Origin of the sequence: Rossellomorea oryzaecorticis (genome assembly GCF_045897515.1) — a bacterium.
Lineage (GTDB): Bacteria > Bacillota > Bacilli > Bacillales > Bacillaceae_B > Rossellomorea > Rossellomorea enclensis.
Genome location: NZ_JBJOSA010000008.1, coordinates 24,424 through 48,196, shown reverse-complemented (window position 1 = coordinate 48,196; position 23,773 = coordinate 24,424). Strand labels below are relative to the sequence as shown.

Annotated in this window: 30 protein-coding genes; 22 read left to right on the top strand and 8 right to left on the bottom strand. The window is 45.7% G+C overall.

Features of this window, described 5'->3' with window-relative positions:
* Positions 1 to 133: 133 nt before the first annotated feature.
* Positions 134 to 1,444, top strand: a complete 1,311-nt coding sequence (locus tag ACKA06_RS11415) for a uracil/xanthine transporter (RefSeq protein WP_411159692.1) — start codon at positions 134 to 136, stop codon at positions 1,442 to 1,444.
* A 100-nt stretch (positions 1,445 to 1,544) separates the two neighbouring features.
* On the opposite strand, the gene ACKA06_RS11410 is transcribed toward ACKA06_RS11415, so the two are convergent.
* On the bottom strand, positions 1,545 to 2,675 hold the full coding sequence (locus ACKA06_RS11410) for a M14 family metallopeptidase (RefSeq protein ID WP_411159691.1): 1,131 nt from the start codon (positions 2,673 to 2,675) through the stop codon (positions 1,545 to 1,547).
* A 465-nt stretch (positions 2,676 to 3,140) separates the two neighbouring features.
* Here ACKA06_RS11410 and ACKA06_RS11405 point away from each other — a divergent pair, with 465 nt between their 5' ends.
* On the top strand, positions 3,141 to 4,322 hold the full coding sequence (locus ACKA06_RS11405; RefSeq protein ID WP_032087045.1) for a ParM/StbA family protein: 1,182 nt from the start codon (positions 3,141 to 3,143) through the stop codon (positions 4,320 to 4,322).
* A gap of 9 nt (positions 4,323 to 4,331) precedes the next feature.
* Positions 4,332 to 4,934, top strand: coding sequence for a hypothetical protein (locus ACKA06_RS11400; protein WP_032087044.1), 603 nt, complete (start codon positions 4,332 to 4,334; stop codon positions 4,932 to 4,934).
* Positions 4,935 to 4,995: 61 nt separating this feature from the next.
* Here ACKA06_RS11400 and ACKA06_RS11395 read toward each other — a convergent pair whose 3' ends face one another.
* Positions 4,996 to 6,327, bottom strand: a complete 1,332-nt coding sequence (locus ACKA06_RS11395) for an APC family permease (protein ID WP_411159690.1) — start codon at positions 6,325 to 6,327, stop codon at positions 4,996 to 4,998.
* Between the two features lie 126 nt (positions 6,328 to 6,453).
* On the opposite strand from ACKA06_RS11395, the gene ACKA06_RS11390 reads away from it, so the two are divergent.
* From ACKA06_RS11390 to gvpU, 15 genes are all read left to right on the top strand, one after another.
* The gene (locus ACKA06_RS11390; RefSeq protein WP_411159689.1) at positions 6,454 to 6,822 is read left to right on the top strand and encodes a DUF488 domain-containing protein; all 369 of its coding nucleotides are present in this window, start codon (positions 6,454 to 6,456) and stop codon (positions 6,820 to 6,822) included.
* A gap of 804 nt (positions 6,823 to 7,626) precedes the next feature.
* The gene (gene gvpA / locus ACKA06_RS11385) at positions 7,627 to 7,893 is read left to right on the top strand and encodes a gas vesicle structural protein GvpA (protein WP_032087041.1); all 267 of its coding nucleotides are present in this window, start codon (positions 7,627 to 7,629) and stop codon (positions 7,891 to 7,893) included.
* A 54-nt stretch (positions 7,894 to 7,947) separates the two neighbouring features.
* On the top strand, positions 7,948 to 8,457 hold the full coding sequence (gene gvpT / locus ACKA06_RS11380; RefSeq protein ID WP_411159688.1) for a GvpT/GvpP family gas vesicle accessory protein: 510 nt from the start codon (positions 7,948 to 7,950) through the stop codon (positions 8,455 to 8,457).
* A 30-nt stretch (positions 8,458 to 8,487) separates the two neighbouring features.
* Positions 8,488 to 8,979: a gas vesicle protein GvpQ gene (gene gvpQ / locus ACKA06_RS11375; protein ID WP_411159687.1), complete on the top strand. Its 492-nt coding sequence runs from the start codon at positions 8,488 to 8,490 to the stop codon at positions 8,977 to 8,979.
* Between the two features lie 26 nt (positions 8,980 to 9,005).
* Positions 9,006 to 9,266, top strand: a complete 261-nt coding sequence (gene gvpJ, locus ACKA06_RS11370) for a gas vesicle protein GvpJ (RefSeq protein ID WP_064567987.1) — start codon at positions 9,006 to 9,008, stop codon at positions 9,264 to 9,266.
* 106 nt (positions 9,267 to 9,372) lie between these two features.
* Positions 9,373 to 9,639, top strand: coding sequence for a gas vesicle protein GvpO (gvpO, locus tag ACKA06_RS11365; protein ID WP_032087037.1), 267 nt, complete (start codon positions 9,373 to 9,375; stop codon positions 9,637 to 9,639).
* A gap of 26 nt (positions 9,640 to 9,665) precedes the next feature.
* On the top strand, positions 9,666 to 10,583 hold the full coding sequence (gene gvpN / locus ACKA06_RS11360; protein WP_064567985.1) for a gas vesicle protein GvpN: 918 nt from the start codon (positions 9,666 to 9,668) through the stop codon (positions 10,581 to 10,583).
* Between the two features lie 18 nt (positions 10,584 to 10,601).
* Positions 10,602 to 11,366: a GvpL/GvpF family gas vesicle protein gene (locus ACKA06_RS11355; protein ID WP_411159686.1), complete on the top strand. Its 765-nt coding sequence runs from the start codon at positions 10,602 to 10,604 to the stop codon at positions 11,364 to 11,366.
* Positions 11,363 to 11,620 (top strand): gas vesicle protein GvpG, encoded by a 258-nt coding sequence (locus ACKA06_RS11350; protein ID WP_032087034.1) that lies wholly within the window; start codon positions 11,363 to 11,365, stop codon positions 11,618 to 11,620. Before ACKA06_RS11355 ends, ACKA06_RS11350 begins: the two co-directional genes overlap by 4 nt.
* A gap of 10 nt (positions 11,621 to 11,630) precedes the next feature.
* Complete coding sequence (locus ACKA06_RS11345) at positions 11,631 to 12,437, top strand: GvpL/GvpF family gas vesicle protein (protein WP_064567979.1); 807 nt, start codon at positions 11,631 to 11,633, stop codon at positions 12,435 to 12,437.
* A 74-nt stretch (positions 12,438 to 12,511) separates the two neighbouring features.
* Complete coding sequence (locus ACKA06_RS11340; protein ID WP_032087032.1) at positions 12,512 to 12,784, top strand: gas vesicle protein; 273 nt, start codon at positions 12,512 to 12,514, stop codon at positions 12,782 to 12,784.
* A complete protein-coding gene (locus ACKA06_RS11335) occupies positions 12,753 to 13,043 on the top strand; it encodes a gas vesicle protein K (RefSeq protein ID WP_411159685.1) in 291 nt (96 codons plus the stop codon). The genes ACKA06_RS11340 and ACKA06_RS11335 overlap by 32 nt, the downstream gene beginning before the upstream one ends.
* A 33-nt stretch (positions 13,044 to 13,076) precedes the next feature.
* Positions 13,077 to 13,409 carry a gas vesicle protein gene (gene gvpJ / locus ACKA06_RS11330; protein WP_032087030.1) on the top strand — a complete coding sequence of 111 codons (333 nt, stop codon included), beginning with the start codon at positions 13,077 to 13,079 and terminating at the stop codon, positions 13,407 to 13,409.
* A gap of 22 nt (positions 13,410 to 13,431) precedes the next feature.
* The gene (gene gvpT / locus ACKA06_RS11325; RefSeq protein ID WP_411159684.1) at positions 13,432 to 14,343 is read left to right on the top strand and encodes a GvpT/GvpP family gas vesicle accessory protein; all 912 of its coding nucleotides are present in this window, start codon (positions 13,432 to 13,434) and stop codon (positions 14,341 to 14,343) included.
* Positions 14,344 to 14,380: 37 nt separating this feature from the next.
* Positions 14,381 to 14,782 (top strand): gas vesicle accessory protein GvpU, encoded by a 402-nt coding sequence (gene gvpU, locus ACKA06_RS11320; RefSeq protein WP_032087028.1) that lies wholly within the window; start codon positions 14,381 to 14,383, stop codon positions 14,780 to 14,782.
* 100 nt (positions 14,783 to 14,882) lie between these two features.
* Here gvpU and ACKA06_RS11315 read toward each other — a convergent pair whose 3' ends face one another.
* The 3 genes from ACKA06_RS11315 to ACKA06_RS11305 all read right to left on the bottom strand — a co-directional run bounded on the left by ACKA06_RS11315 (position 14,883) and on the right by ACKA06_RS11305 (position 18,104).
* Positions 14,883 to 15,224 carry a hypothetical protein gene (locus tag ACKA06_RS11315; RefSeq protein WP_411159683.1) on the bottom strand — a complete coding sequence of 114 codons (342 nt, stop codon included), beginning with the start codon at positions 15,222 to 15,224 and terminating at the stop codon, positions 14,883 to 14,885.
* A gap of 1,072 nt (positions 15,225 to 16,296) precedes the next feature.
* On the bottom strand, positions 16,297 to 16,554 hold the full coding sequence (locus ACKA06_RS11310; RefSeq protein ID WP_032087027.1) for a GlsB/YeaQ/YmgE family stress response membrane protein: 258 nt from the start codon (positions 16,552 to 16,554) through the stop codon (positions 16,297 to 16,299).
* 77 nt (positions 16,555 to 16,631) lie between these two features.
* On the bottom strand, positions 16,632 to 18,104 hold the full coding sequence (locus ACKA06_RS11305; RefSeq protein ID WP_411159682.1) for a phospholipase D family protein: 1,473 nt from the start codon (positions 18,102 to 18,104) through the stop codon (positions 16,632 to 16,634).
* Positions 18,105 to 18,271: 167 nt separating this feature from the next.
* On the opposite strand from ACKA06_RS11305, the gene ACKA06_RS11300 reads away from it, so the two are divergent.
* The 4 genes from ACKA06_RS11300 to msrA all read left to right on the top strand — a co-directional run bounded on the left by ACKA06_RS11300 (position 18,272) and on the right by msrA (position 21,206).
* Positions 18,272 to 18,943 (top strand): haloacid dehalogenase type II, encoded by a 672-nt coding sequence (locus ACKA06_RS11300; RefSeq protein ID WP_411159681.1) that lies wholly within the window; start codon positions 18,272 to 18,274, stop codon positions 18,941 to 18,943.
* A 109-nt stretch (positions 18,944 to 19,052) separates the two neighbouring features.
* Entirely contained in the window at positions 19,053 to 19,382 is a 330-nt protein-coding gene (locus tag ACKA06_RS11295; protein ID WP_411159680.1) for a CHY zinc finger protein, read from the top strand.
* Between the two features lie 6 nt (positions 19,383 to 19,388).
* Positions 19,389 to 20,228, top strand: coding sequence for an alpha/beta fold hydrolase (locus ACKA06_RS11290; RefSeq protein ID WP_411159679.1), 840 nt, complete (start codon positions 19,389 to 19,391; stop codon positions 20,226 to 20,228).
* A 33-nt stretch (positions 20,229 to 20,261) separates the two neighbouring features.
* Positions 20,262 to 21,206, top strand: coding sequence for a peptide-methionine (S)-S-oxide reductase MsrA (msrA, locus tag ACKA06_RS11285; protein ID WP_411159678.1), 945 nt, complete (start codon positions 20,262 to 20,264; stop codon positions 21,204 to 21,206).
* Positions 21,207 to 21,242: 36 nt separating this feature from the next.
* On the opposite strand, the gene ACKA06_RS11280 is transcribed toward msrA, so the two are convergent.
* The 3 genes from ACKA06_RS11280 to ACKA06_RS11270 all read right to left on the bottom strand — a co-directional run bounded on the left by ACKA06_RS11280 (position 21,243) and on the right by ACKA06_RS11270 (position 23,706).
* Entirely contained in the window at positions 21,243 to 21,764 is a 522-nt protein-coding gene (locus ACKA06_RS11280; protein WP_411159677.1) for a DinB family protein, read from the bottom strand.
* A gap of 119 nt (positions 21,765 to 21,883) precedes the next feature.
* Complete coding sequence (locus ACKA06_RS11275; protein WP_268876512.1) at positions 21,884 to 22,018, bottom strand: hypothetical protein; 135 nt, start codon at positions 22,016 to 22,018, stop codon at positions 21,884 to 21,886.
* A 143-nt stretch (positions 22,019 to 22,161) separates the two neighbouring features.
* Positions 22,162 to 23,706, bottom strand: coding sequence for an FAD-dependent oxidoreductase (locus tag ACKA06_RS11270; protein ID WP_411159676.1), 1,545 nt, complete (start codon positions 23,704 to 23,706; stop codon positions 22,162 to 22,164).
* Positions 23,707 to 23,773 lie beyond the last annotated feature (67 nt).

The window sequence follows — 23,773 nt, the reverse complement described above, 5'->3', positions numbered from 1 at the left end:
TTTATTATGTGCGGGCCAGTTTTTTCTGGATGATTTTGAAAAGTTAGTGAGTCTAAATAGGATTCCGGAGGGTTTCGTAGAATACTTATTATAATAAGTATTTCTTAGAGTAAGAGGTTCAGGAGGGCTTTATATGAAAAAGTTATCAACTGCCGAAACGGCTTTTTCAGCCGTCCAATGGCTGTTTTTTATTTTTGCCAATACAGTGGTCGTGCCGATTTCAGTCGGGATGGCATTCGAGCTGCCTTCCCATGAAATCGCCGTCATCCTCCGGAGTTCCCTCATTTTCACAGGGATTGCCTGTATGCTGCAAGGGCTGATCGGACATAGATATCCGCTGATGGAGGGACATTCAGGGGTCATGTGGGGAGTCGTGCTCAATCTTTGCGCCGCCGCACCGGCCCTCGGGATGAGTCTCCCTTCTGTCGGGGGCGGGATCGCAACCGGCATGCTCCTGGCCGGGGCAGCGGTCATTGTGCTGTGGGCACTTGGGCTGCTGTCTCTGATACCGCGGATTTTTACGCCGATGGTCATGAGCGTCTATCTATTCCTGCTGACCTTTCAGCTGATCCTGATCTTTTTTAAAGGGATGTTGAGCATTTCCGAAGAGGGTGAATTGATCCTGCCTGCAAGTCTATTTTCCATATCGGTTGCCGTGCTGGTCAGTTTGTTGAAAATAAAAGGGACGCCGCTCCTAAGCAATTTTTCGATCCTGATCGGGATGGTAGCGGGCTGGGTCGGCTATCTCCTTTTGTTTCCCTCAGATACGTCGGCGAGTGCGGCAGCGGGGAGTTCTTTTTTTATTTTGTTCCCATTTGGTGCGCCCAATCTGAATATGGGCATCATTTTCATCACGTTCCTGGCAAGCTTGATGAACCTCAGCAATACGCTGGCATCCGTTCAGGCTGCAGCACAGCTCTACGGTGAAAAGCCCGGCGGTAAGCGGTATACGAGCTCATATTTATTGTCCGGCATCTACTCGATCGTCGGGGCGCTGTCCGGACTGGTTTCCTATGCCCCTTTCGCTTCGTCGATCGGCTTCCTGGAAAGCACGAGGATCCTCCAAATAAGGCCGTTTCTCATCGGGGGTGCCCTTATGTCCCTTTTGGGAATCGTACCGTTCCTGGGGGGCGTACTGGCCACTCTGCCCGTCACAGTAGGAAACGCTGTCCTGTTCACCGCCTATCTGCAGCTGTTCGGCACGTCACTCAAGAGCCTGCGGGGAACCGTGTTCGATTCTGTGACGATTTATCGGATCGCGGCCCCTGTGCTCATCGGGGTATCCATCATGAACATGGACCCGGCTTTATTCACAAGCCTGCCCATTTTCGTCCAGCCGATTGTCTCCAATGGATTCATCGTCGGGGTTCTTGTATCAATCGTGCTTGAAAAACTGGTGAATTGGGAAGTGGAAGAGGGGAGGAAGCAAAGGAAGTCAGCGTAAGAGTGACAAGAGGGAATGGTCAGGTCACTGAAAAAAGCTCCCGCCGGTGTATGCCTGCCGAGGGAGCTTTTGCAGATTGGTTTCAGGATAAGTTTAGTATTCAGGTTGAGGTTAAAATTCCTTCTTCGCCCAGTACAGCTTCCATGCCAAGTCTTCCTTCAGCAAGGACGGACTTCTTCCAGTCATCGTCCAGGGGATAGAACATTTCCCTGAACTCAGAGAGGATCCATTCCCGGTCCTCCTGCTTTTCAGCGCCTTCCCAGTAAAGGCGGTTCTCAAGGACGATGGTCATGAATTCCCTGAGTTCCGCTTTCTTCCCTGTACCGAATGTACCGAATTCGAATAGGGCGGAAAATAAATAGGTGGAAGGGTACTGCTCGTTCTTCAGTTTGTGAAAGTGGTTGGTGGAATCGCCTTTTACTTTTTCAGGTGTAAATTTTTGGATGTTGCGCAGGTCGAATTTTGTTTTTAGTTCCTCTTCTTCCCGCTTATCTTCCGAGGAAACAACCATTGTGATCTCATTGGACGGGCCAAGTGCTGTATGCCAGTCCATATGGATGACACGTGAATAGTCGGATAATAGTTTGTTTTGTATCTTTTTCAGGAATACGGCCGTTTCTTCCTCTTTTTCGCCACCATAATAAACCCCGCGCTCAAACTGGAACTGCCCCATCCCTTTTGCTTCCTTGATGGCGCTGTAGCCTTCTTCGGCAAGGGCCTTGACCAGCTGCGCCTGCAGTTTCATCTTTTCTTTTGATAAGTCCTTGATCTTCCCGTGGGGAAGGAATAACTCACTTTCTCTTTCGTAATACTCATTCACATCTTCAGGCACTGAAGAACGGTTATACAAGTAATTTCGATTCAAATCGACATTATTTTCGGTCACCCGCCTGAAATTTCTCATCCCCCAAGGGTTAAGGGCATGTATAAAACAGATGCCCGTCGTATTCGGGTCCACGCGGTCCAAGTATTCTTCTGTAAACAGATGGATCATGGCAGCACCTGCATAGCCTTCTATTCCATGTTCACCTGACGTGAAGAATAATACCTGCTGATTTGTTTCTTTCGCATCGGCAGCAATCATATCGATGGTATTGTCTTCTTCTTTCCCTATTGAAGTTGTCGTCAGTTCCGCATCCGGCCACCTTTCTTTGATTTTTTGAAAGTGCTTGCGGAATGTGTTCCTCGATTGTTCATAATCCGTTGGAAAATAATTTAATCGTCCATTCATTGCTCATCATCCTCATCTATTTATTTTATTCCCTTGATTTGATCCTCTGTTTTTCACTCATTTGTTTTCTTTCAGACCTATTTCCCCGTTTGCTTTTTCATAAACAGCCGATTTCTACACAGATTCCAAATTTTACAACATGAAAAATGGTAGTTTAATAGAATCTCATTGTCCTATATTTTAGCCAAATAATGGTTGTTTACAAATATGTATACTTGTATACGTTTTCGTACACAATTGTAGACAAAGATGTATACAAGTGTACAAATGCGTACACATGTTGATATATCAGTATGTGTACAGTATTGTGTACAACGATACATAAATGTATACAAATAGGTCGAACATTACAGTTGTGTGATAGAGTTGAAAGTAGGATTGACCGGAGGCCGGAAGTGATTTAATCTTTGATTAAGAGTTTAAATTTTTCATAAATTTTTACTTCTATATGAAAGGATGATTTTTTTGACGAACTCTCGAATTGCTGCAATTGATGTAGGTAATGATTCCCTTAAAGGTATTTTTGGAAAATTAGACAGTGAACTGAATATCCCCAATGTAATTGCCAGGGACATTGAAGATCGTCCGATTATCGGGATCGAGGAACTGGACAAGCAAGACCCTCTAGATGGCATACATATCCGCGTCCACTCCCCTGCCCTGCAGGATAATAACGCAATTTACCGTGTCGGTAATCTGGCAACGAAGAGCAACAACTCAACTGAATTGGATCCGGGGAGCAGTAAATCGGAAGAAGATCAAACATTGGTTATGCTGTTTGCTTCATTGGCACTTGATGCTGCTGAGCAGGATTCACTATTCAAAAAGAATAATAATGTCATAGAAGCAAATTACACACTTGGTACGGGTCTTCCCCTTCGTGAAGTAAAAGAAGGAAAAGACGTCGGCTACCGTTCGAAGCTGCTTGGATCTGTCCATCAGGTTGAATTCCTTGTGACACCGCGCCACCAGGGCATCAAGGTGAATATCAAGTTTGATGAAGTGAAGGTGTATCCTGAAGGATTCGCGGCATTCATCAATCTTGTGATGGACAATAACGGCAATATCATCAATAAGGATCTGATCGATAAGCGCATCCTCATCCAGGATATCGGCGGCCTTTCCACTGATATCGCTGTGATCAAGAACCGTAAAGTGGATGATGACAAAGCACAGGGCTTCAATCTTGGTGTGTCTGAGTCACTTGAATTGATCCGTGAAGAAATCCGTTCGAAATACGGCATCGAGCTCGACAGCCGCCGTGATGTTGTGGAAATCATCACGAAGAAAAATGACCGCAATCACATCATGGTCAAGGGAAGCCGTACAAGCGTTCATGAGATTGTCGACCGCATCCTTGTCGAGCTTGCGAAGAAACAGTACCGTCACCTCCGCAATATGTGGCAGAAGAATTCCCAGACGGAAATCTGCTACTTCATCGGCGGCGGATCCAGCGTTCTTAAGGAATATATCAAGACGCTCAATAACAATCTGGACGGCTATAACATCGACTTCTTTGAAGACGAAAATGAAAGCATCTGGATGATGGCCAATGCGTATTACAAACTAATCGCTGATTTCTCAAGAAAGAATCAACAGCAGAACCAAAAGAAAGAAGACGAGAAAAAGTTAGCGAAAACCAAATAGGGTGATTTTATGAAAGAAAAGGGGATGTCAAGGGGGCAGCCGATCACGTTCCGCCTTCCCTCCGATACGCCGGATCATATTTTGAAGCATTTGCAGAAGCTCAAGGAAACAGAGAAGCGGAATTTCTCGAGTAAGATTGCAGAACTTGTCGTAAACGGGATCAATGAGTCTGTCTCGAAGCAGCGGGAAGCGATTACCATCCCGCTGCCGAGGGCACTGGACAAATCCCAGCGCGACTGGCTGAAGCATGAACACTCGGAGGCACTGCTCGGCAGCATCGTCTATCAGTTATTGACGAATCCTGTCAGGACCGCTTCCCTGCTTACCCCTCTCAACAGCAATGCAATGGATGTGGATGACGTGCTGTTCCATCAACAGGAGGAAACGGCTGCAAGCCAGGATTCTTCCCGTGAATGGTCGCTTGATTCGGTCATCGGGGAGGATGGACAGGAGCCGGAAGTGGAAGAGAGATCTCATTCCACTGATGAAGACCTCGACGGCTTTGATTGGGAAAGTGCCATGAAATCACGACAGCCGGAAGAGGATGAAGAGCCGAAGGAAGAAAGCATGGAAGACCTGCTCGGCGACTTTCTTTCGCAGATGAACAAATAGATAAATCAACATGGAAGGCCCGTCCCTCACTGCTCTGAAGTGGTGAAGGACGGGCCTTTTTTTAATGGTCGTGGTCCATATCGGAATCTACTTCGGGGTCACGATCCTTCAGGAAAAAGTATTCTCCCACAAAAATCAGGATCATAAAGACGATGGAGACACCGACAACGAGCAAATCTGATTGAACTTTTACCCATATGAAGGCTGCCAGGACGATGGCATCGAGCACGAGGGCGGTCAGGACAACGGCTGGATTGGCCTTTACTTTGTTTCTGAGATGCTTGAACACGCCCCAGTGGACCATCATATCCATGACTAGATAAAGGATCGCCCCCATGGATGCAATCCTGCTTAAATCAAAGAAGATCGTCAGAAGCATCGCAGCTACAATTGTGTAGACCAGCGTGTGCTTTTGGATTGATCCAGGCATGCCGAAATGTTTATGGGGAATCAATTTCATATCCGTCAGCATGGCAAGCATGCGGGAAACCGCGAATACACTGGCGATGATACCGGTGATCGTCGCGATAATTGCGATAACGACCGTAAACCACAGCCCCATATCGCCGAATGCCGGCCTGGCTGCTTCAGCAAGGGAATAATCCTTCGCTTTGATGATTTCGGTTAAGGAAAGATTGCTCGAAACAGCCCATGCGAGCAGCAGGTAAACGACCAGACTGATTAAGATGGAAATCGTAATCGCTCTTCCTACATTCTTCTTGGGCTTCTTGATTTCAGAACCACTGTTGGTGATTGTGGTGAACCCTTTAAATGAGAGGATGGTCAGTGCCACTGCAGCGATATAACTTGCCATTGAAGGGTCTGGCGGATTCGCTCCCCCTTCGGCAGGTTCAAAAGCAAATCCGGCCACCCATAAACCGGCAATCGCGAAAACGGCCAGTCCTGCAATTTTAATAAGGGAAGCGATGCCCGTGAAGGTCTGGATGAAGCTGTTTCCTGATATATTCACCAGAAAGGCAAACGTCAATAAGCCGACCCCCAATAAGGGAATGAGGTAATCGGACTGCTTTCCATCCACCAGCTGAAGGGTGTAGGTGCCGAATGTCCTTGCCACGAGACTCTGGTTGATGACCATCGAAAAGGCCATCAGCAGCGCGGCGGATGCGGTCAGCGTCCCCTTTCCGTACGCCTTGACCAAATACATCCCGATCCCGCCGGCAGAGGGATATTGATTACTCATTTTTACATAGGAATAAGCACTGAAGCCGGTCACAATTCCCCCGGCAATAAATATTATCGGGAACCAGGCGCCGGAAAGCTCTGCCACCTGCCCGAGCAGGGCGAAGATCCCTGCACTGATCATCACCCCGGTGCCGAGACCGACTGCCCCGGTCAGGGTGATGCTGTCTTTTTTATAATTCGAATCAGACATTTTTCCACCTCTTTATTAGAATTTCTAGTCTATGTCATTTGTATACCCAGGGAGTATGCAGTTTAAATGCAGAAATTGTTATGAACCGGGGCCAATGGGTATAAATACTGAAAAGGAGTGATGGAAATGCCGGTTAAAATCAAACGTGCATACAAAGAAAAATCCGACGGTGACGGAGTCCGCATACTCGTTGACAGACTGTGGCCGCGGGGAAAATCAAAAGAGGAACTCGCGGTCGACCACTGGATGAAACAGGCGGCCCCTTCTCCCGATTTGCGAAAATGGTTTGACCACGACCCGGATAAGTTTGATGAGTTTAAAGAGAAATACAAGGACGAACTTCATAATGATGAGGACAAACAAGAAGCCCTGGAAGAGCTGAAGAGGATCGTGAAGGAAGAAAAGAAGGATGTCAGCTTGATTTACGGAGCGAAGGATGAAGAGTATAACCATGCGATTGTTTTAAAGGAAATCCTTGATCGGCAGCAGGTATAAGGAAATGGTGATTTGCAGATCCGGCGGTGGTTCGCCGGATTTTTGTTTTGAAGGGTTGATCACCATTGATTAACGGAGGAGGTTTGATGGAAACTGGATGTAACGATAATAATAACGTTTTACCGATAATAATAGCGCTTTATAGATAATAAGAAGGTCGTTTCGATAAAATAAATTGGCTTATCGAACCTTTCGATAATAAATCCGAAATGAACTTCTTATATCAATTTTATCCTTTAATAATGAATAGCTTTTCCTGAAGTTGTTCCACTAAAACCTCATATGAGAAGGTGGAAAATCCAGAATGTCTTCTTTATTTATAGAGATTATATAAAATAATGCGCTGTTTTTGCATGAAGCTCGTTTATTCCAGCAGTTGATTGAAGTGCAGGAAGAGGAGGCTCACCGAGTGCCCGCCCCAAAGTGAAGTCCTGCATGGAAATCACCGTGCATCGTTAGAAAGTCCTCACCCGATTCACACAACCCCACTCATTAAATCCACCCTGAAACAAAAATCATCCAACTGTAATCAATTTGTCTTAATTGACTCCCTACCACACCCCGAATTCAAAAAATCCTTGTCAATCCTGAACTCCGTTTATTACATGAACGCCGCTCTCCTCCGAAACAAATATAAAAAATACCAGTTAAATTCAAATATTATCCATGCAAGGTTTCGAGGTTCATGAATCGAGGTAAACATCGACTAAACCGAATACCAAACCGTTGTGAATTTGACCTTTGACATCGTCTGGATGTGAAAAAGAAGAACCAGACAACTTCCATTAAGAGAGGAGTGAAAGGATGAGTATTCAAAAGACTACGGACAGTTCCAGCCTCGCAGAAGTAATCGACAGGATCCTGGACAAAGGGATCGTAATCGATGCATTTGCCAGGGTTTCACTGGTAGGTATTGAAATTCTTACAGTCGAAGCAAGAGTCGTCATAGCATCAGTCGATACATGGCTGCGCTATGCTGAAGCAGTCGGCCTCCTCCGCGATGAGGTCGAAGAAGAAGGACTTCCGCAACAGGATAATGAGCGAAACAAACAATCAGCATTTAATGTCTAACGGAACGGGCTGATTATTTTCATATAAAAAAGAATTAGAAAAGAGGATGAAACAATGGCAGAAAAGGAAAAACAGGAAAAAAACAATACAAATCAAGAAGAAAATACAAACCAGCAAGAAGAAAAGAATAACCAGACAGAATCAAATGAAGGCGGCCGCGGCGTGAACGTAAACTACGCCATCATCGGCGGGGTTGTCGGCGCAGGTGTCGGGCTGCTCAGCCATCCCGGTACAGGGAAAAAGCTTGCAGGCAGCCTCGGGAAATCCGAAGTGGTACGTATGGCAGGAAATGAACTGCGCAGGACCGCACAGGAATTTATTACAGAACAGGCCCTCATCACCCTGAGACAGACGGCGGCAGGCTATATGGGCAAATACGAAAACGGCATGCTGCCTTTCACGAAGAAGAAAGAAGAAGCGTCAGCTCAAGAGGAGCAGGAAGATACGTCTTCTTCTGCGCAGAATGATGAAATCGAAGAGATCAAAGAGGAAAACAAGAACCTGAATGAGCGATTGGAACGCATTGAAGAAATGCTCAGCAGCCTTGTAGAATCCAAAAAGTAACGAAACGGGCGTTTCCAAAGGGGGCATGACATGAGTAAGTCAGCAGCAAAAAAAGCAGCCGGTAAAGTGGCTGAAACAATCGTCGAACACACCCCTGAACCAGTCAAGGAAAAGGTAAAAGACAAAGTAAAGGAAAAAGCCAAGGAAAAATTTGTGGAAGGCGTCCAGGACAAAGTGCAGGGCGGCATCCAGGACAAAGCGGAAGAAGCCTCGGAGAAACTTGAAAAAGCGAAAGACAATAATGCAGATAAGGTGCATTCCAAAGCCGAGGAAGCCAAGGAGAAAGTACAGGAAGTTCTCTTGGACGTGCGGGAGAAATTAGGAAAAGCCAAAGAAGCCGGTGAAGAATTCCAGGAAAAAATGTCTTCATCGAAAAAAGACAAATCCAAACTGAAAGGTGTCTCTGATATTAAGGGAGTCAACGATATCAAGAGCTCGATGGAAATCAAGAGTTCGACTGATATCAAAAGCTCCACCAACATTAAATCATCTACAGACATCAAAACAATCAGTTCAAGATAACAGCATCGAAAGGAGATTTTTTAATCATGGCAATTCAAAAGACAACAGACAGTTCCAGTTTAGCAGAGGTTATTGACCGTATCCTGGATAAAGGGATCGTCATCGATGCCTTCGCCCGCGTATCAGTGGTCGGAATTGAGATCCTGACAATTGAAGCGAGGGTCGTCATTGCAAGTGTCGATACTTGGTTGCGTTATGCAGAAGCAGTCGGACTGCTTCGTGACGATGTGGAAGAGAACGGCCTTGCCACACAGCAAAACGAGAGAAATTCACAATTCAGTATTTAATGCCTGAACATTAGGGGAAAGTAAAAAGGAGATCGATTTAGATCACCAGGGTGATTCGGTTTGAATCACCTCTCCCTTTTTTATGTTTCAGACGAAGGAGGCCTTTATGAAAATCAAGGAGATCATGGGTAATGTTTCTGATTTCTTCAATGAAAACGTGGCGCCGGTCCATAAGATCACTTCCGTCGAAGTAAGGGAAGAAGAAGGCTGGCGGGTTATTGTAGAAGTCATTGAAGAAAAAGAATACATGAAGAAATACGCCAAAGACGAAATGCTGGGCACATATGAAGCCCTTCTGGATAAGGATAAAGAAGTCGTGTCATTCAAACGGCTGGATGTCCGGTACAGAAGTGCGATCGGCCAGGAAATGTAACGGCAGGCGGTTAAGGGGGAATCAACGTGACAGTCTTACGGAATACAATCAAAAAAGACAGCAGGGCCATCGTCCAGGATGATGACACGAAGGAGTTGATGACTCGTTCGCTTCACTATCTGACAGCCGGTTACCCTGTACATTTTACAGGCCCTTCGGGAGCCGGGAAAACCTCCCTTGCACTCGCTTTAGCCAAAAAACGAAAACGGCCGGTCATGCTCATCCACGGTAATCATGAACTGAATAACCGCGATTTGATCGGTGATTTTACAGGATACACAAGTAAAAAGGTCGTCGACCAATATGTACGCTCCGTTTACAAGAAAGATGAAAGTGTGACGGAGACGTGGAGGGACGGCCGTCTTTTAGAAGCAGCAAAGAATGGATATACGCTTGTATACGATGAATTTACAAGATCCCAGCCAACCACGAATAATATCTTTTTATCCATATTGGAAGAGGGAGTCATTCCTCTCTATGGTACGAAACTGACGGAGCCTTTCGTAAAGGTCCACCCTGAATTTTCAGTGGTTTTCACCAGCAATCCAGCAGAATATGCAGGTGTTTATGATACACAGGACGCACTTCTGGACCGGATGATCACCATCCCGGTCGATTTCATGGACAGTGAGCGTGAAGCCATGATTGTATCGGAGAAAGCGGATCTGGTGATAGAGGAAGCCAGAATCATTACCTCGATTATTGCGAACTTGCGTGAGCAATGCACAAAAGAAAATGAACACGGGCCGAGCTTGCGTGCTTCACTGATGATTGCAAGACTCGCCATTGAACTTGATATCCCCATAGATGGTAAAGATGAAGAATTCATCCGTCTATGTATCGATATAGCCGGTAACAGTATGACTCGCGGCATTGAAGCCGAGAACCCGAGAGAAAAAGCGGAACAATTAATTATAGATGCATGCAAAAGCAAGAACGGATAAGAAAAGGAGAGTCGACTTATGAGCGAGGAAAATGGAATTTACGTATTTTGTGCGATTCAGACGGATAAGGATGAATCATTAGATTCAGTCGAATTAGAAGGTGTAAAGCGGGATGTTTTTACGATCAATTATAAAGATTCTGCCATGGTGGCAGCTGAGGTCCCGATGAAAATCTATCATCCGAAGAAAGACAATCTGATGATGCATCAGAAAGTCGTATCGGAAGTGATGAGCAAGAATGATACGGTCATCCCTATTTCGTTCGGGAATGTCTTTCAAAGCGAAGAGGATGTAAAGGCACTTCTTGAAAACCTTTACCCTCAATTTGAAAAGCTCTTCCCGGCCATCAAAGGCAAAATCGAACTGGGCCTTAAGGTGATTGGAAAGAAAGAATATCTTGAAAAAATGGTGAAAGAGAACCCTGAAATGGAGAAGATGTCTTCTTCCGTAAAGGGAAAATCAGAATCAGCCGCCTATTACGACCGCATCAAATTGGGCGGGATGGCACAGAAACTCTTCACTTCCCTTCAGGAAGAAATGAAGAGGGAAATCTTTGAGCCCCTTGAAGAAACAGCTGAAGCAGCGAAGGCAAATGACCCTTCAAGCGAAACCATGCTTCTCAATGCCGCCTTCCTGATCGACCGTGACAAGGAAGAACTATTCGATCAAAAGGTGAATGAAGCACATGAAAAGTGGAAGGATAAGGTCGACTTTCAATACAGCGGACCATGGCCGGCGTATAACTTCGTAAACATCCGGTTGAAGGTGGAAGAAGCGGGATGATTCATAAGTTGGTCAGTGCGCCGATCAATATGGTCATCAAAGTCGGGGAAAAGATCAAGGAAGAAGCCGACAAAGAGCTGTACGACCTGCCTACTATCCAGCAAAAGCTGATTCAGCTGCAAATGATGTATGAACTTGGTGAAATCCCTGAAGAAGCCTTTCAGGAAAAAGAAGACGAACTGCTGGCGCGATATGAAATCGCAAAGCAGCGCGAAATGGAACAATGGGAAGAAATGACGAAGAAGAAGGAATGAAGGTGAAAGGATGAGCGATTTACTGTATCTATATGGCTTGATCCCGGCGAATGAAGCAAAAGAGGAGCCCCTTCCATCAATCAAAGGGTTTGACGGGGAAGGCGAGCTATATACAATCGACGTTGGGGATGTGACGGCCATCGTATGCTCGATCGATTCCGAAACCCACTCGGAAGAAGACTTAAAAGATAAGATCGAGAATGATATGGAGTGGCTGCAGGAGAAAGCCTTCCATCATCATGAAACCGTCTTGATGGTGTCGAAGATGTACACGATCGTCCCGTTGAAATTCTGTACGCTCTACAAAAGCGAGGACAGCTTGAGGGACACCGTCGAAGGAAACCGCAATAAGCTTTTGAGCACCTTCTCCAAATTGAAGGGCAATGAAGAATGGAACCTCAAGATTTTCTGCAATGATAAAGAGCTCAGGGAAGAAGTGAGCAGCAGCAATCCAGCGATAGAAGAAAAACGAAAAGAAATCAGTGAATTGCCGAAAGGAAGGCAGTTTTTTGAAAAGAAAAAGATCGACCAGCTAATCGATCAAGAGCTTGAAAATGAGAAAAACCGGATTTGTGAAGAAGTCCATGAAAAGCTGAAGGAAAAGGCAATCGAAGGCAGTGTGAAGAAAAACTGGGGCAAGGATGTCACCGGGCGTAAGGAAAACATGGCCTGGAACAGTGTATTCCTCATTGCCGAGGACAAAGTCGATCAGTTCATCGACGAAGTGAACCGATACAAGGAAGAACTCGGGAAATCAGGATGGAGCTTTGAAGCCTCTGGTCCTTGGCCTCCTTACCATTTCTCAAGTTTTTCATAAAATTGCCTGTTTCAGGAACTGCCGCCGCGGGAAATTAAAGATGTATAAGAGAGAATAGAAAGGGATGGTGAGCTATGACTGTAAGAGAATCAATTGAGAACAAAGATATAGCACTTATAGACATATTAGACGTGATTCTCGACAAAGGTGTAGCCATCAAAGGAGACCTCGTGATTTCGATTGCAGGTGTCGACCTTGTCTATTTGGATCTAAGAGTATTAATTTCCTCGGTGGAAACACTGGTACAGCATAAAAATGGAACACGCAAAGAAATAAACTCTGAAAAACTTGATAGAGAGAAGGAGGAATTGATTCATGCAACAGGTCAGCCAGACAAATGGGCGTAGCAGGATCAACTTCGATTCAAATAATCCCGAGGACGGTTTGGCACAGCTTGTCCTCACAGTCATCGAACTGGTAAGGCAGATCGTCGAAAGGCATGCGATGAGGCGTGTCGAAGGCGGTACGCTGACAGATCAGCAGGTCGAGGATCTCGGCGTTGCCTTGATGAATCTTGAGGAAAAGATGGAAGAGCTGAAAAAAATCTTTGGTCTTGATGCAGAAGACCTTAATATAGATCTCGGACCTCTGGGGAGCTTGATGTAAGGCATTCCCACCGGTTCAAAGGAGGACAACAACATGGCTATGGAACATTCAATGCAGTCGAATACAATTGTGGATGTTTTAGAGAAAGTCCTGGATAAAGGGGTTGTCATCGCAGGAGACATAACGGTTGGGATCGCCGATGTCGAACTGTTAACCATCAAAATCCGTTTAATCGTCGCTTCCGTGGATAAAGCAAAGGAAATCGGCATGGACTGGTGGGAAAACGATCCTTACCTAAGCTCCAAAGCAGCTGACAACAATACCAGGGCACTCGAAGAAGAAAACAAAAAGCTCCAGGAACGTCTCGAATCACTCGAGAAAAAGATGGATACCAATCGTTTAAATACTACTAATCAATCAAACTAAAATAATCGGAGGTTTTTGAACCATGGCAGAAAAAAACACTAAAGTTGAAGATACCACAGTAGAAAATCAAGATAACAAATCGACAAATGAGAAAAAGAAAAGAATGAGCGGACCGATCAAGCGTACGGTCGCGGGAAGTGTCCTTGGTGCCACAGTCGGATACCTGGCCACTCCAGAAAACGGGAAAAAGCTGCTTGGTTCAATCGACCAGGAAAAACTGAAAAGTAAATCCCTTGATTTCGGTAAAGCTGCGAAAGAAAAATCAAGAAGTGCGGTCACTTCATTGAGATCTTCTACAGCAAGCCTGTTCAAGCGTGATAAGAACACGGATGAAAATGATGAACAGAATGAAAAGAATGAAACGATGGAAGACGAAAATGAAACAACATTAAGCTCAGATCAATCAGATCAATCAGATCAATCCGATGACCAAGAGTCCAGCAGCGACAAAGACTATGAATCTCTTAAACAGGAAAACGAACAGCTTAACGACCGCCTGCAAAAACTTGAGGATATGCTGACAAAACTCACTGAACAGGGTGAGGATTCTGACGAAGAAGACGAAGATGAGGACGAAGAAGAAGAAACAAAATCAAAAAAGACCTCGAAAAAAGCGTCCAAGAAAAAAGCGGACGATGATGAAAAAGATGAAAATGCAGACGAAGACTCTGACGATAACGATGAAGAAAATGATGACTCAGATGACGATTCAGATGATGAAAAAAATGAAGAAAACTCTGAAGATGAGAATGAAGAAGATGAAGATGAAGACAATAAAGATGATAAGAAAAAAGGCAAATCATCAAATTCATCTAAGAGTAAAAAACGCTCTACACGCAAATCTTCAAAATCAAAAAAATCATCATCTAAAAAAGAAGATGGCAACGAAGACGAAGAAACGACACTTTCCAGTGACGACGACACATCTTCTTAATTCATAATAGGCAGACAGACAGGAGGGAATAGTAAACATGAGCTTAGGATCTGGTGCAGATAAAGATTCGATCCTTGAATTTTTTGTACAAGCAGCCAATAAGCATGATTTTACATTGGACATCACCCTGAATGTTAATGGGGCTGTCATTACTGGAACACTCATTTCTGCTAAAGATTACTTCGACGCACTGAGCGAAAACTTTGAAGACGGCAGCGATGTTGCGCAGAAACTGAGTGAAGAGCTTGCCAAGGCAGGCGAGCAGGTGGAAGACGGCGCCCTGAGTGAAGCTAACTTCATTCATATGAAAAACACAAAAGTCTACTGCGGGGACAACAAGCCCACTCCTTCGAAAGGGAAAATCCTTTGGAGAGGCAAGCTGAGTGAAGTCAATGGATTCTTCCTGGGGAAGATATCCGAGTCGAAGAGCAGTAAATGATCATATGGTTGTTGATTTAGAACGCCCGGGGGCTGACCTCCGGGCGTTTGTTTATTGCGTTGTGGCGGCATGCGTCGGGGTTCTGTCAGGAACATTCCTGTTATTTCATATTCATAGCGTTGATTGTACTGACCTTATTGTTCCGGAAGCTGATAGAGACGAATGAATTGGGGGTCGCCCCGTCCCATACATAACTTACCTGGTGTGCCTTCGTCCCAGGTTTTCCCGACTCGCCCTGCTGCTTCCCTTCCCCGCCAATGATTTTGATCACTTCTTCGAGCTCCTTGCCTTTTGTGATCTTTGACAACTCCTCCTGAGTGATTTCAGGTGTGTTCGCTTCCTGGCTAGAGGTGGTGCCGGTGCCAGTTTCGGTCGTGGAGCAGGCAGTCAAGGACAGGAACAGGCAGCCTGTGATCAGGATTGCGCTTATTCTATTTTTCATTGTTTTTCCCCCTTGTGGATTCTTTTATAGATATAACTGGGGGTGTGTGGGGATTGTTTCAAAATTGTTTGTTTTTTAGATGTGAATACATCAGTTTGTTTATTTAAAGGTAGTTAAAGCGGTGATTGGAGGGTGAGAAGAAGACTCCAGCGGGAATAGGGCAGCTGTGGAGGACTCACAGGAAAAGCTGAGGAGGCTCCATGCCATCGCGCGGAAAGCGAAGTCTTGCAAGGAAATCAAAAGCGGCTTTTAAGCAGGAATCACGTTAAGGTACACTGTTTTACGGAAGTAGAAGATTATTCCTAATCGAGGTTAAGGGTTTTTTTACGTACGGAAGCGGGTAAATAATACATAACAAAGGAGGTTGCCTTTTATGAAAGGATTATTCAGAAAATTGATCAAATGGGGACCTATCGTCTACCCGATCTATAAGAAATACCGGAATAAAAGAAGATCTCGTAAATCGATGACGTATTAGATGACGTATTAATGGAAAAAAGCAGCCTGCGGGCTGTTTTTTTGTGGGTTTAGGGCTGTTGGAAGGTGGTTTTGAGTGGAGAGGAGGTTGAAATGCATGCGGTATGGGGTATTTTAGAGGGTTAAGAAGTATAATATGATCCATTCTGAGGATTTATGATCCATTTCAGAGATTTATGATCCAAATCTGAGTTTTATGATCCATTCGACAAAAAATACGTTCCATTTTCCAAATATATGATCTTTTAAGAAGGCTCTTTTCGTATACTTTGTTGCTTCACAACCAAGAAAATACCGGAACTTGGGTATTTTCGAGTTGTCCGTCCGTCTCTTGTTGAGGATTGAGTTCGAAAAGAGCACGTCCACAAGCTGCAATCAGGTTATAAGCCTATTTACGAAAAGCAACAATCTTTTAGAAAACAGTCTTTAAGAATGATTCTAATTTGTGCATCGTAGAGGCGGTACACAAACAACATCAGCCAATCGCATAACCAAGCCACAAGCCTCCATAAGCCACCCTCCCAAGAACAAGCAAAGAAAACCCCACAAAAAAACTCCCCGAGACGAATCTCAGAGGAGTTTTCTAACGTATAGATTAATGTGATGTTCTTCTCATTCCTCTTAGCAGCAGGCTTAGAAGGAATACGAAGATGATTGCTCCAATCAATGCCGGGATAATGGCGATCCCTGCTAGAGACGGACCGAAGCTTCCGAGTAATTCTCCGCCGATCCATGCCCCGATGATACCTGCGATGATGTTACCGATGACTCCGCCCGGTACGTTTTTACCTAAGATCAATCCGGCTAACCAGCCGATGATTCCTCCAACGATTAAATATAAAATGAAACCCATAATTATTACCTCCAATGTTAGTTTTTAGTATGATGTATTGTTAGTACTTATTTTCCCGATTATCAGGATTTCAAACCTTAATATGTGGTGACTTGGAAGATTTTTTGCAGGACGTACATGATGTATTTAAATACAGGAAGCTTGTCCTGATATTTTTTATAATCCACCGTATAGGTGCCGTCTTCATTGTTCCAAATCCTATGGAAATAATCATCGACGGACTTGATTAGCGGACTGTCGGTTGAAGAGACGAGCTTGATGTCTTCCTCGAGATTGTAGTCATCAAGGTTTCTTGACGTATAGTTGGTTGATCCGCCAATGACGATTGATTGCTTCTTCCCTTTGACGTAGATGAATTTGGAATGATATTGTTCTTTGTTCGTGTCATACCATCGGATTTTGATGTGCTTTTCGTTCAAATTATGCAGCTCAGATGCGATCGGCAGGTTGGGGAGTCCGATTTTTTCCTGGCCGAATGCGTTTTGGTTCGGATCGAGTACGATACGGACATCCACCTTGCGTTCTGCTGCATCTTCAATGGCATCGATGATATCCCGGTCGGCCAGATAGAACATCCCGATCCAGATTTCGTCCCCTTCCTTTGCATCATCCATCGCTTTGACGACATGGTCCTGAACTTTACTTTCGGTGATGATCTTTGCCTTAACGGGTGCCCCTTCCCCTTTCCCTGAAGGGGTGATCAGCTTATCAAGCTCTTCATTTGTGGGGAACTTGCTTTCATCCCCGCCGGAATATGCTGCAACCGCTCTTTCGGCCTTTACCATGTCCTTCAGGATTTCTCCCTTAACCTTGAAGGCGATATTTGAGTGGAATCCGCTTGCGTCATGCGGGTTAGCCGACAAAATCATTCCGGCATCCTCAGATATGACCACTTTCCGGTGGTTCGCTTTTACGTTCAACAGTTTTAAATAAGATCTGGCCGTTACTTTCGGGGCTGAGGGGGCCATCGGATTTGGCAGCCATCCGTTCCCTTCCTGGCCGAACCAACCAAGGGCTGCCCGCCATACCCCTGAATAAATAAGGTTGGGGTCACGGAGCCTGTTCAGGTTTGTATAAATGACCTCCGCCCCCAGCTTTTCGAGGGGATCGATTTGCTCCGCCTTATGGGATCGATAGGTCGTGTTGACGTGATCCGTGATGAAGACGACTTTCAAATCAGGCTTCTTTTTCATCTGTTCCTTAATCTTTTTCGATAACGTTTCGCTTAGTTTAGGATAAGGCCGTTTGCCGTCTGTGTACCCGTTCACAAGAAACAGGTCCAGTACAAGAAAATCATCTGCTTCCTCAATCGTTCTATAGACTTCATTAAAAATGTTCTGGTCGTACACTTCCTTGCCGTTCTTGTCATATGTAAGGTCGTATAAAAATTCCACGTCCTTCTGGGGAAGCGAGTATTCACTGCCTTCATAAGATATGCCAGGTGGAAGGGGTTTTATCCGGTTGTAGAGCATGATCCCGGCCAGAATAAGAATGACTGCCCCGCCGATCCACCATTGTTTTTTCTGATACCACTTTTGCTTCTTTTTCAATTGAATTCCCCTGTTCTTCTGTTTTTTTTCTTACTATACCCGTAACGGTAGTATTAAAATCCTATTTACACAGGGCACAGGAAATAATTTATAAGGTTTATCAGTTTGCGTGAAGGGAAGTCTGCTATATCATGGGGGTAAGAAATTGATTTTAGGAGGGAACGGCAGTGAAGAATCCAAAGATAAAAGCATTTGTATTTGATGCGTACGGTACCCTTTTTGATGTCCATTCAGTCATAGAAAAATGCAACGAATTGTTTCCGGGGAAAGGTGAGAATATCAGCGGCATCTGGAGGCAGAAGCAGCTTGAATACAGTTTCCTGCGCCAGTTGATGGGAAGGTATTCTACCTTTCTTGAGATTACGAGGGATGCACTCCTGTATGCTTGTAAAGAAGCGGGTGCGGAGTTGACGGGGGAAACGGAAAATCAGCTGCTTGATGCCTACCTGGAGCTTCAGCATTACGATGAAACCGAAGAGGTACTGAAGAAGCTCGAGTCTTATAAAACGGCCATCTTCTCTAACGGATCATTCGATATGCTGTCACCGCTCGTTGACCAATCACCATTCGGCCCGCTGTTGGACGAGGTGCTTTCAGTCGATGACGTGAAACAGTTCAAGCCTACGCCGATGGCTTATCAGCACGTTCTTGACAGGCTCGGTGTCAGGAGGGAAGAAGTCTTGTTCATGTCTTCGAACACATGGGATATTGCCGGGGCGTCAAGCTTTGGTTTTCATACTGCCTGGATCAACCGCCAGGGAAAAGTAATGGACGAGCTCGGCGTCAAGCCGGACTATGAATACAATGATCTGCGCGGGCTTCTGGAGCATGCCCAATGAGTGAAGGGATATCGGCCGGTCGGGCTGGTATCCGCTTTTTTGTGAAAGGGAAAAATGACACGAATGGCGAAATGGTAGAAAACGTCTTTAAAAAAGGAGCTGCTCTGAAATGGTGCCTCAATATGTTGAAGTGAAGGGAGTCGGCGTTGATTCGAAGACGCGCTGCCTTCATTATCATAGTGAACGGGATATCATCGCGATAAAGTTCAAATGCTGCAATACATATTACCCTTGCCATCTCTGTCATGAGGAGAAAGCCGGTCATGAACCGGTGCGGTGGTCCAGGGAGGAATGGGATACGAAGGCAGTTTTGTGCGGCGTATGCAGGAACGAATTGACGATCCTGCAGTATATGAACTCCCAGTCGGTTTGTCCGCATTGTCAATCGGACTTCAATCCGGGGTGCCGGAATCATTATCATCTTTATTTTGAAGGGTGAGGGAATATGGATAAAATGTTCCTTTCAGTGGGGGATCAACGAGTTTCTTATCAGACGGCAGGAGACCCTCGTAAACCGGTACTTGTCTGTCTACACGGGTTAACAGGAAGCAGCGAGAGTTTTATAGAGCTTTCAGAGCGGTTGGAATCAGATTTTCATTTATTTATGTTTGATCAGCCAGGCCATGGGCAGACACACCCTTTACCGCATGATTATTTATTCTCGACACTGACCGGATATTATAAAACCATTTTTGATCGGTTGATTGGAAAGCCTTTTTATTTACTTGGGCATTCATGGGGAGGGGATACTGCACTGCATTATGCCTCTCATTTTCCCCAATATGTAAAAGGATTGATCTTGTTGGACGGCGGATTTACATTTCCTCATTATCAAGAGGACATGACCTATAAGAAAGCGTACGAGGGATGGAGAGGGTTTATCAGCGGATTTTCTTTTGATGACCACTCCGAAATTGTAAACATCTATAAAACCTACACATCAAGGTGGAATCCTCAACTCGAGTATATGGCACTCGCCTCTTTTACAAAGGAATCTCCTTACCGGCTGATCGCAGGAGCATCCGTGGTACTCCCAATTATTGAGGCGTTCTTTAAAGAACCTTTCTACAGGGCATATGAAGGGATTCAATCTCCTGTTATGTTAATACACGCTTCAGAACCTGTAGAGCAAGAGGATGCGAGAAAAAGGGGGACCCGGATATTGAGAGAAAAAATAAGCGATATAGAGATACATCGTAAAACAGGCGGGCATAATCTTCACTGGGACGACCCCGATGATATAGGAGACATGGTCAGGAATTTCAGGGACAGAATTGAAGGTTGAACGTGTTCCACGTGAAACGAAGGAGGAATAAACATGGCTGAAGAGATCGCAACTTTCGCAGGCGGCTGTTTCTGGTGCATGGTCGAGCCTTTCGATGAACAGGAAGGCATTCTAAGCATCCGGTCCGGATATACAGGAGGGGAGACGGAGAACCCCACCTATAAAGAGGTGATATCGGGCGATACGGGACATAGAGAAGCAGTACAGATCACGTTCGATCCCGATTTATACCCTTATGAAAAGCTGCTGGAGCTATTCTGGCAGCAGATCGATCCGACAGATGACGGCGGCCAGTTCAAGGACCGGGGTTCTTCGTATCGGGCGGCGATATACTACCACAATAAATCGCAAAAAGAGCAGGCGATACAATCGAAGGCTGAGCTTGAAGAAAGCGGAAAGTTCAATTCCCAGATCGTGACGGAAATCCTTCCGGCAGTTCGTTTCTACGAAGCGGAAGAGTATCACCAGGATTTTTATAAGAAAAATGCCTTCCGATATGCTTTATACAAAAGAGGGTCCGGCAGGGAAGAGTTCAAGAAGGAAAATTGGCCGGAGGACCGTTCGCATCTGCGCGTATCGCTGAGCGATATGCAGTACCATGTAACACAGGAGAACGGGACCGAGCCTCCATATGAGAATGAATACTGGGATAATAAAGAAGAGGGTTTATATGTCGATATCGTGAGCGGTGAGCCGCTTTTCACATCGAAGGACCAATATGACAGCGGGTGCGGCTGGCCGAGCTTCACGAAGCCCGTGATGGACGCAAGCGTAAAAGAACGATATGACCTTTCCCATAAATCGACCCGCGTGGAAGTGAGAAGCCGCGAAGGGGACTCCCATCTCGGCCATGTCTTCACGGACGGTCCGGGACTAAAGGGGCTGAGGTACTGCATCAACTCTGCAGCACTCAGGTTCATACCGAAGGACCGGCTTGAAGCGGAAGGGTATGGCGACTTTTTGATTTTATTCAAATAAAAACGTGTACAGGTTATGAGCCAGTACACGTCCGTATCAAGTCGCTTTTTCTTCTGCCTTTGCAAACAGATCCTCGACTCCCTGCACCCGTTTGAGGGTCGTGATATTCCCCTGGTGGAGCCCTTCATGCCAATTGACGAATGCAAATACGTCCGCCAATGTGTTCAATGTGACGGATCCGAGGTTGAACGGCTTTTCCGCCTCTTCATCCAGGCGGCCGCTGAATACTTCTTTCAAACGCTCCGGCTGTTCCTCAAGAAGGCCGCGAAGCTCGGAAAGCGAAGGAGGATTGAGGTTTTCTTCCTTCCACGTATCGGGGCTTGTATGAAAGCCGAATAGCTTGTCATAATGTTCCGGTATCGCTTTTTTGTCCTGGTCCCCCAAAAAAGAAAAAAGCAGATTTTCATGTGACAAAAGGATGTGGCCGAGGTTCCAGCGGATTGAGTTCCTGAACCCTTCCGGCATCACATCGGCTTTTTCTTCTGTCGTTGCATCCAAAAAAGCCAAAGTCCGCAGACGGATAAAGTCCAATTGCTTGAACAGTACATCTTCATTCATCTTTGATTCCCTCCCGAATGTTTCATTCATAGTCTATATTTCGGGAGAGAAGCGGGAAATCCTTTTCTTCTGCATAAAAAAGCCCCCTCGAATCGGATTCAAGGGGTGCCTGGCGTTGATTAGTCTTGTGGACGGTTCTTTTCGGCTTTGGCCCGTCCTGTTGTGAACTCCACCATTTCGGAGCTCGTGCGATTTCCTCTTTTAGCATTGGTATTTGCCTGTGCATTGCGGTTTCCCTGCTTTGTGCGGCCCATACGATCCCCTCCTAAAAAGTACTCTTGCCTTATTAGTGTGGGAAATGAGGAGAGGAAATATTCCTTTATCTTGTTGCTGTGCGCCGTCAAAAACTGACAACTTTCGTTTTCTTCCGTGATATTTCCCGGGCTATATTTCGACGTTATCCGAGTTGGTCATCCACCCTGGTCAGCGGTTCCTTTGCCAGTCCTTCCACGACTGTGCCATCGACTGCAAATCTCGATCCGTGGCAAGGGCAGTCCCATGTATGGTCACCGTGGTTCCATGAACATTCGCATCCCATATGGGTGCAGGTTGTATCGACTACAAAGAGTTTTCCCTGCTCATCCCTGTATCCGCCGCATCGTCTGCCATTCACCAGGACAATGGCACCTTCGCCGTTTTCGATTTCGTCCGCTTTCTTTGTGGGGATATCCAATTTCCCTTTTACCAGCTGCCCGGCTACATTGACATTTTCCTTTAAGAACCGTTTGATGCCCGGGTCCGCTTTAAAACGGGACGGCTTGAAAAGATCGCTGTATAGATTGTGGTTCCCGAGTATGTGATCGGAAAGGATCTGTCCGGCAAGTGTGCCGAGTGTCATCCCCCATTTGCGGAAACCTGTGGCGACGAGGATGGCCGGATGTTTTTGTGTCAATGGACCTATATACGGGACTTTATCAAGTGAGATGAGATCCTGCGCGGACCACCTGTACTTAACTTCCTCGATTCCAAAGACTGTATTTCCGAATTCTTCGAGCGCCTCATAGTGCTTCAGCGTATCTTTTCCCTGTCCGGTCTTGTGGTTGTCGCCGCCGATCAGGACGAGTTTATCCCCGTTGGTGTCTTCCGTATAGCGCAGGGAGCGAGTCGGATCTTCTGCACTGAGATACATGCCGCCTGGAAAATCCTTCGCGGTCTTCGCCGCGACCGTATAGGAGCGGTCCGGTTTAAGCCGGGCAAAATAAGCGCCCATCCCGTCATAGAAAGGGAAGTGGGTGGCAATGACCACATATTCACTGTCGATGTGATATCCTTCCTCCGTCACCACCTGAGTACTTTCACCTTCATTGATGGTTTTGGCGGTCGTATCTTCAAAGATTTGCCCGCCGTTATTGACGATGCTGTCAACGAGCGCCTTGAGATATTTTACAGGGTGAAACTGCGCCTGTTCCTTCATGACTACAGCATTTTTAATCGGAAGATCGATTGGCAGCTTCTCCATCAGTTCGGTTTCGATGCCGAGGGTCAGATAGGCTTCAAATTCCTTCTCCACCTTTTTCTTGTATTCATCGGTGGTGGAGTAAATGTACGCATCCTGTTTGGAATGATCGCACTCAATGTTTTCTTTCTTGATCGTCTCCTCCATGAAAGAAAGAGCCTTCATATTCCCTTCGTAGTATTTCTTGGTGAATCCCTCACCGAAATGATTGATGAGTTCATCATAAATCAGTCCGTGCTGGGCGGTGATTTTTGCGGTCGTATGGCCGGTGGTGCCGTTGACCAGACGTCCGGCATCGATCAGAGCCACTTTTTTACCGCCTTTTGCGAGGAGATAGGCGGTGGTGATCCCTGCGATTCCTCCGCCTACGACGGCTACATCGGTTTTGATATTCTGACCGAGCTTAGGGAACACAGGAAGCTGAACGGATTCCCTCCAAAATGGTTCGGGCTGCTGGCTGAATGCATAATTATTTTGAGTATCCATGAATTTGCTCCTTTTCGGTTATTTTCCCTACACATTTTTCCCTAATACCGGAAGATTAAGCAGGTTT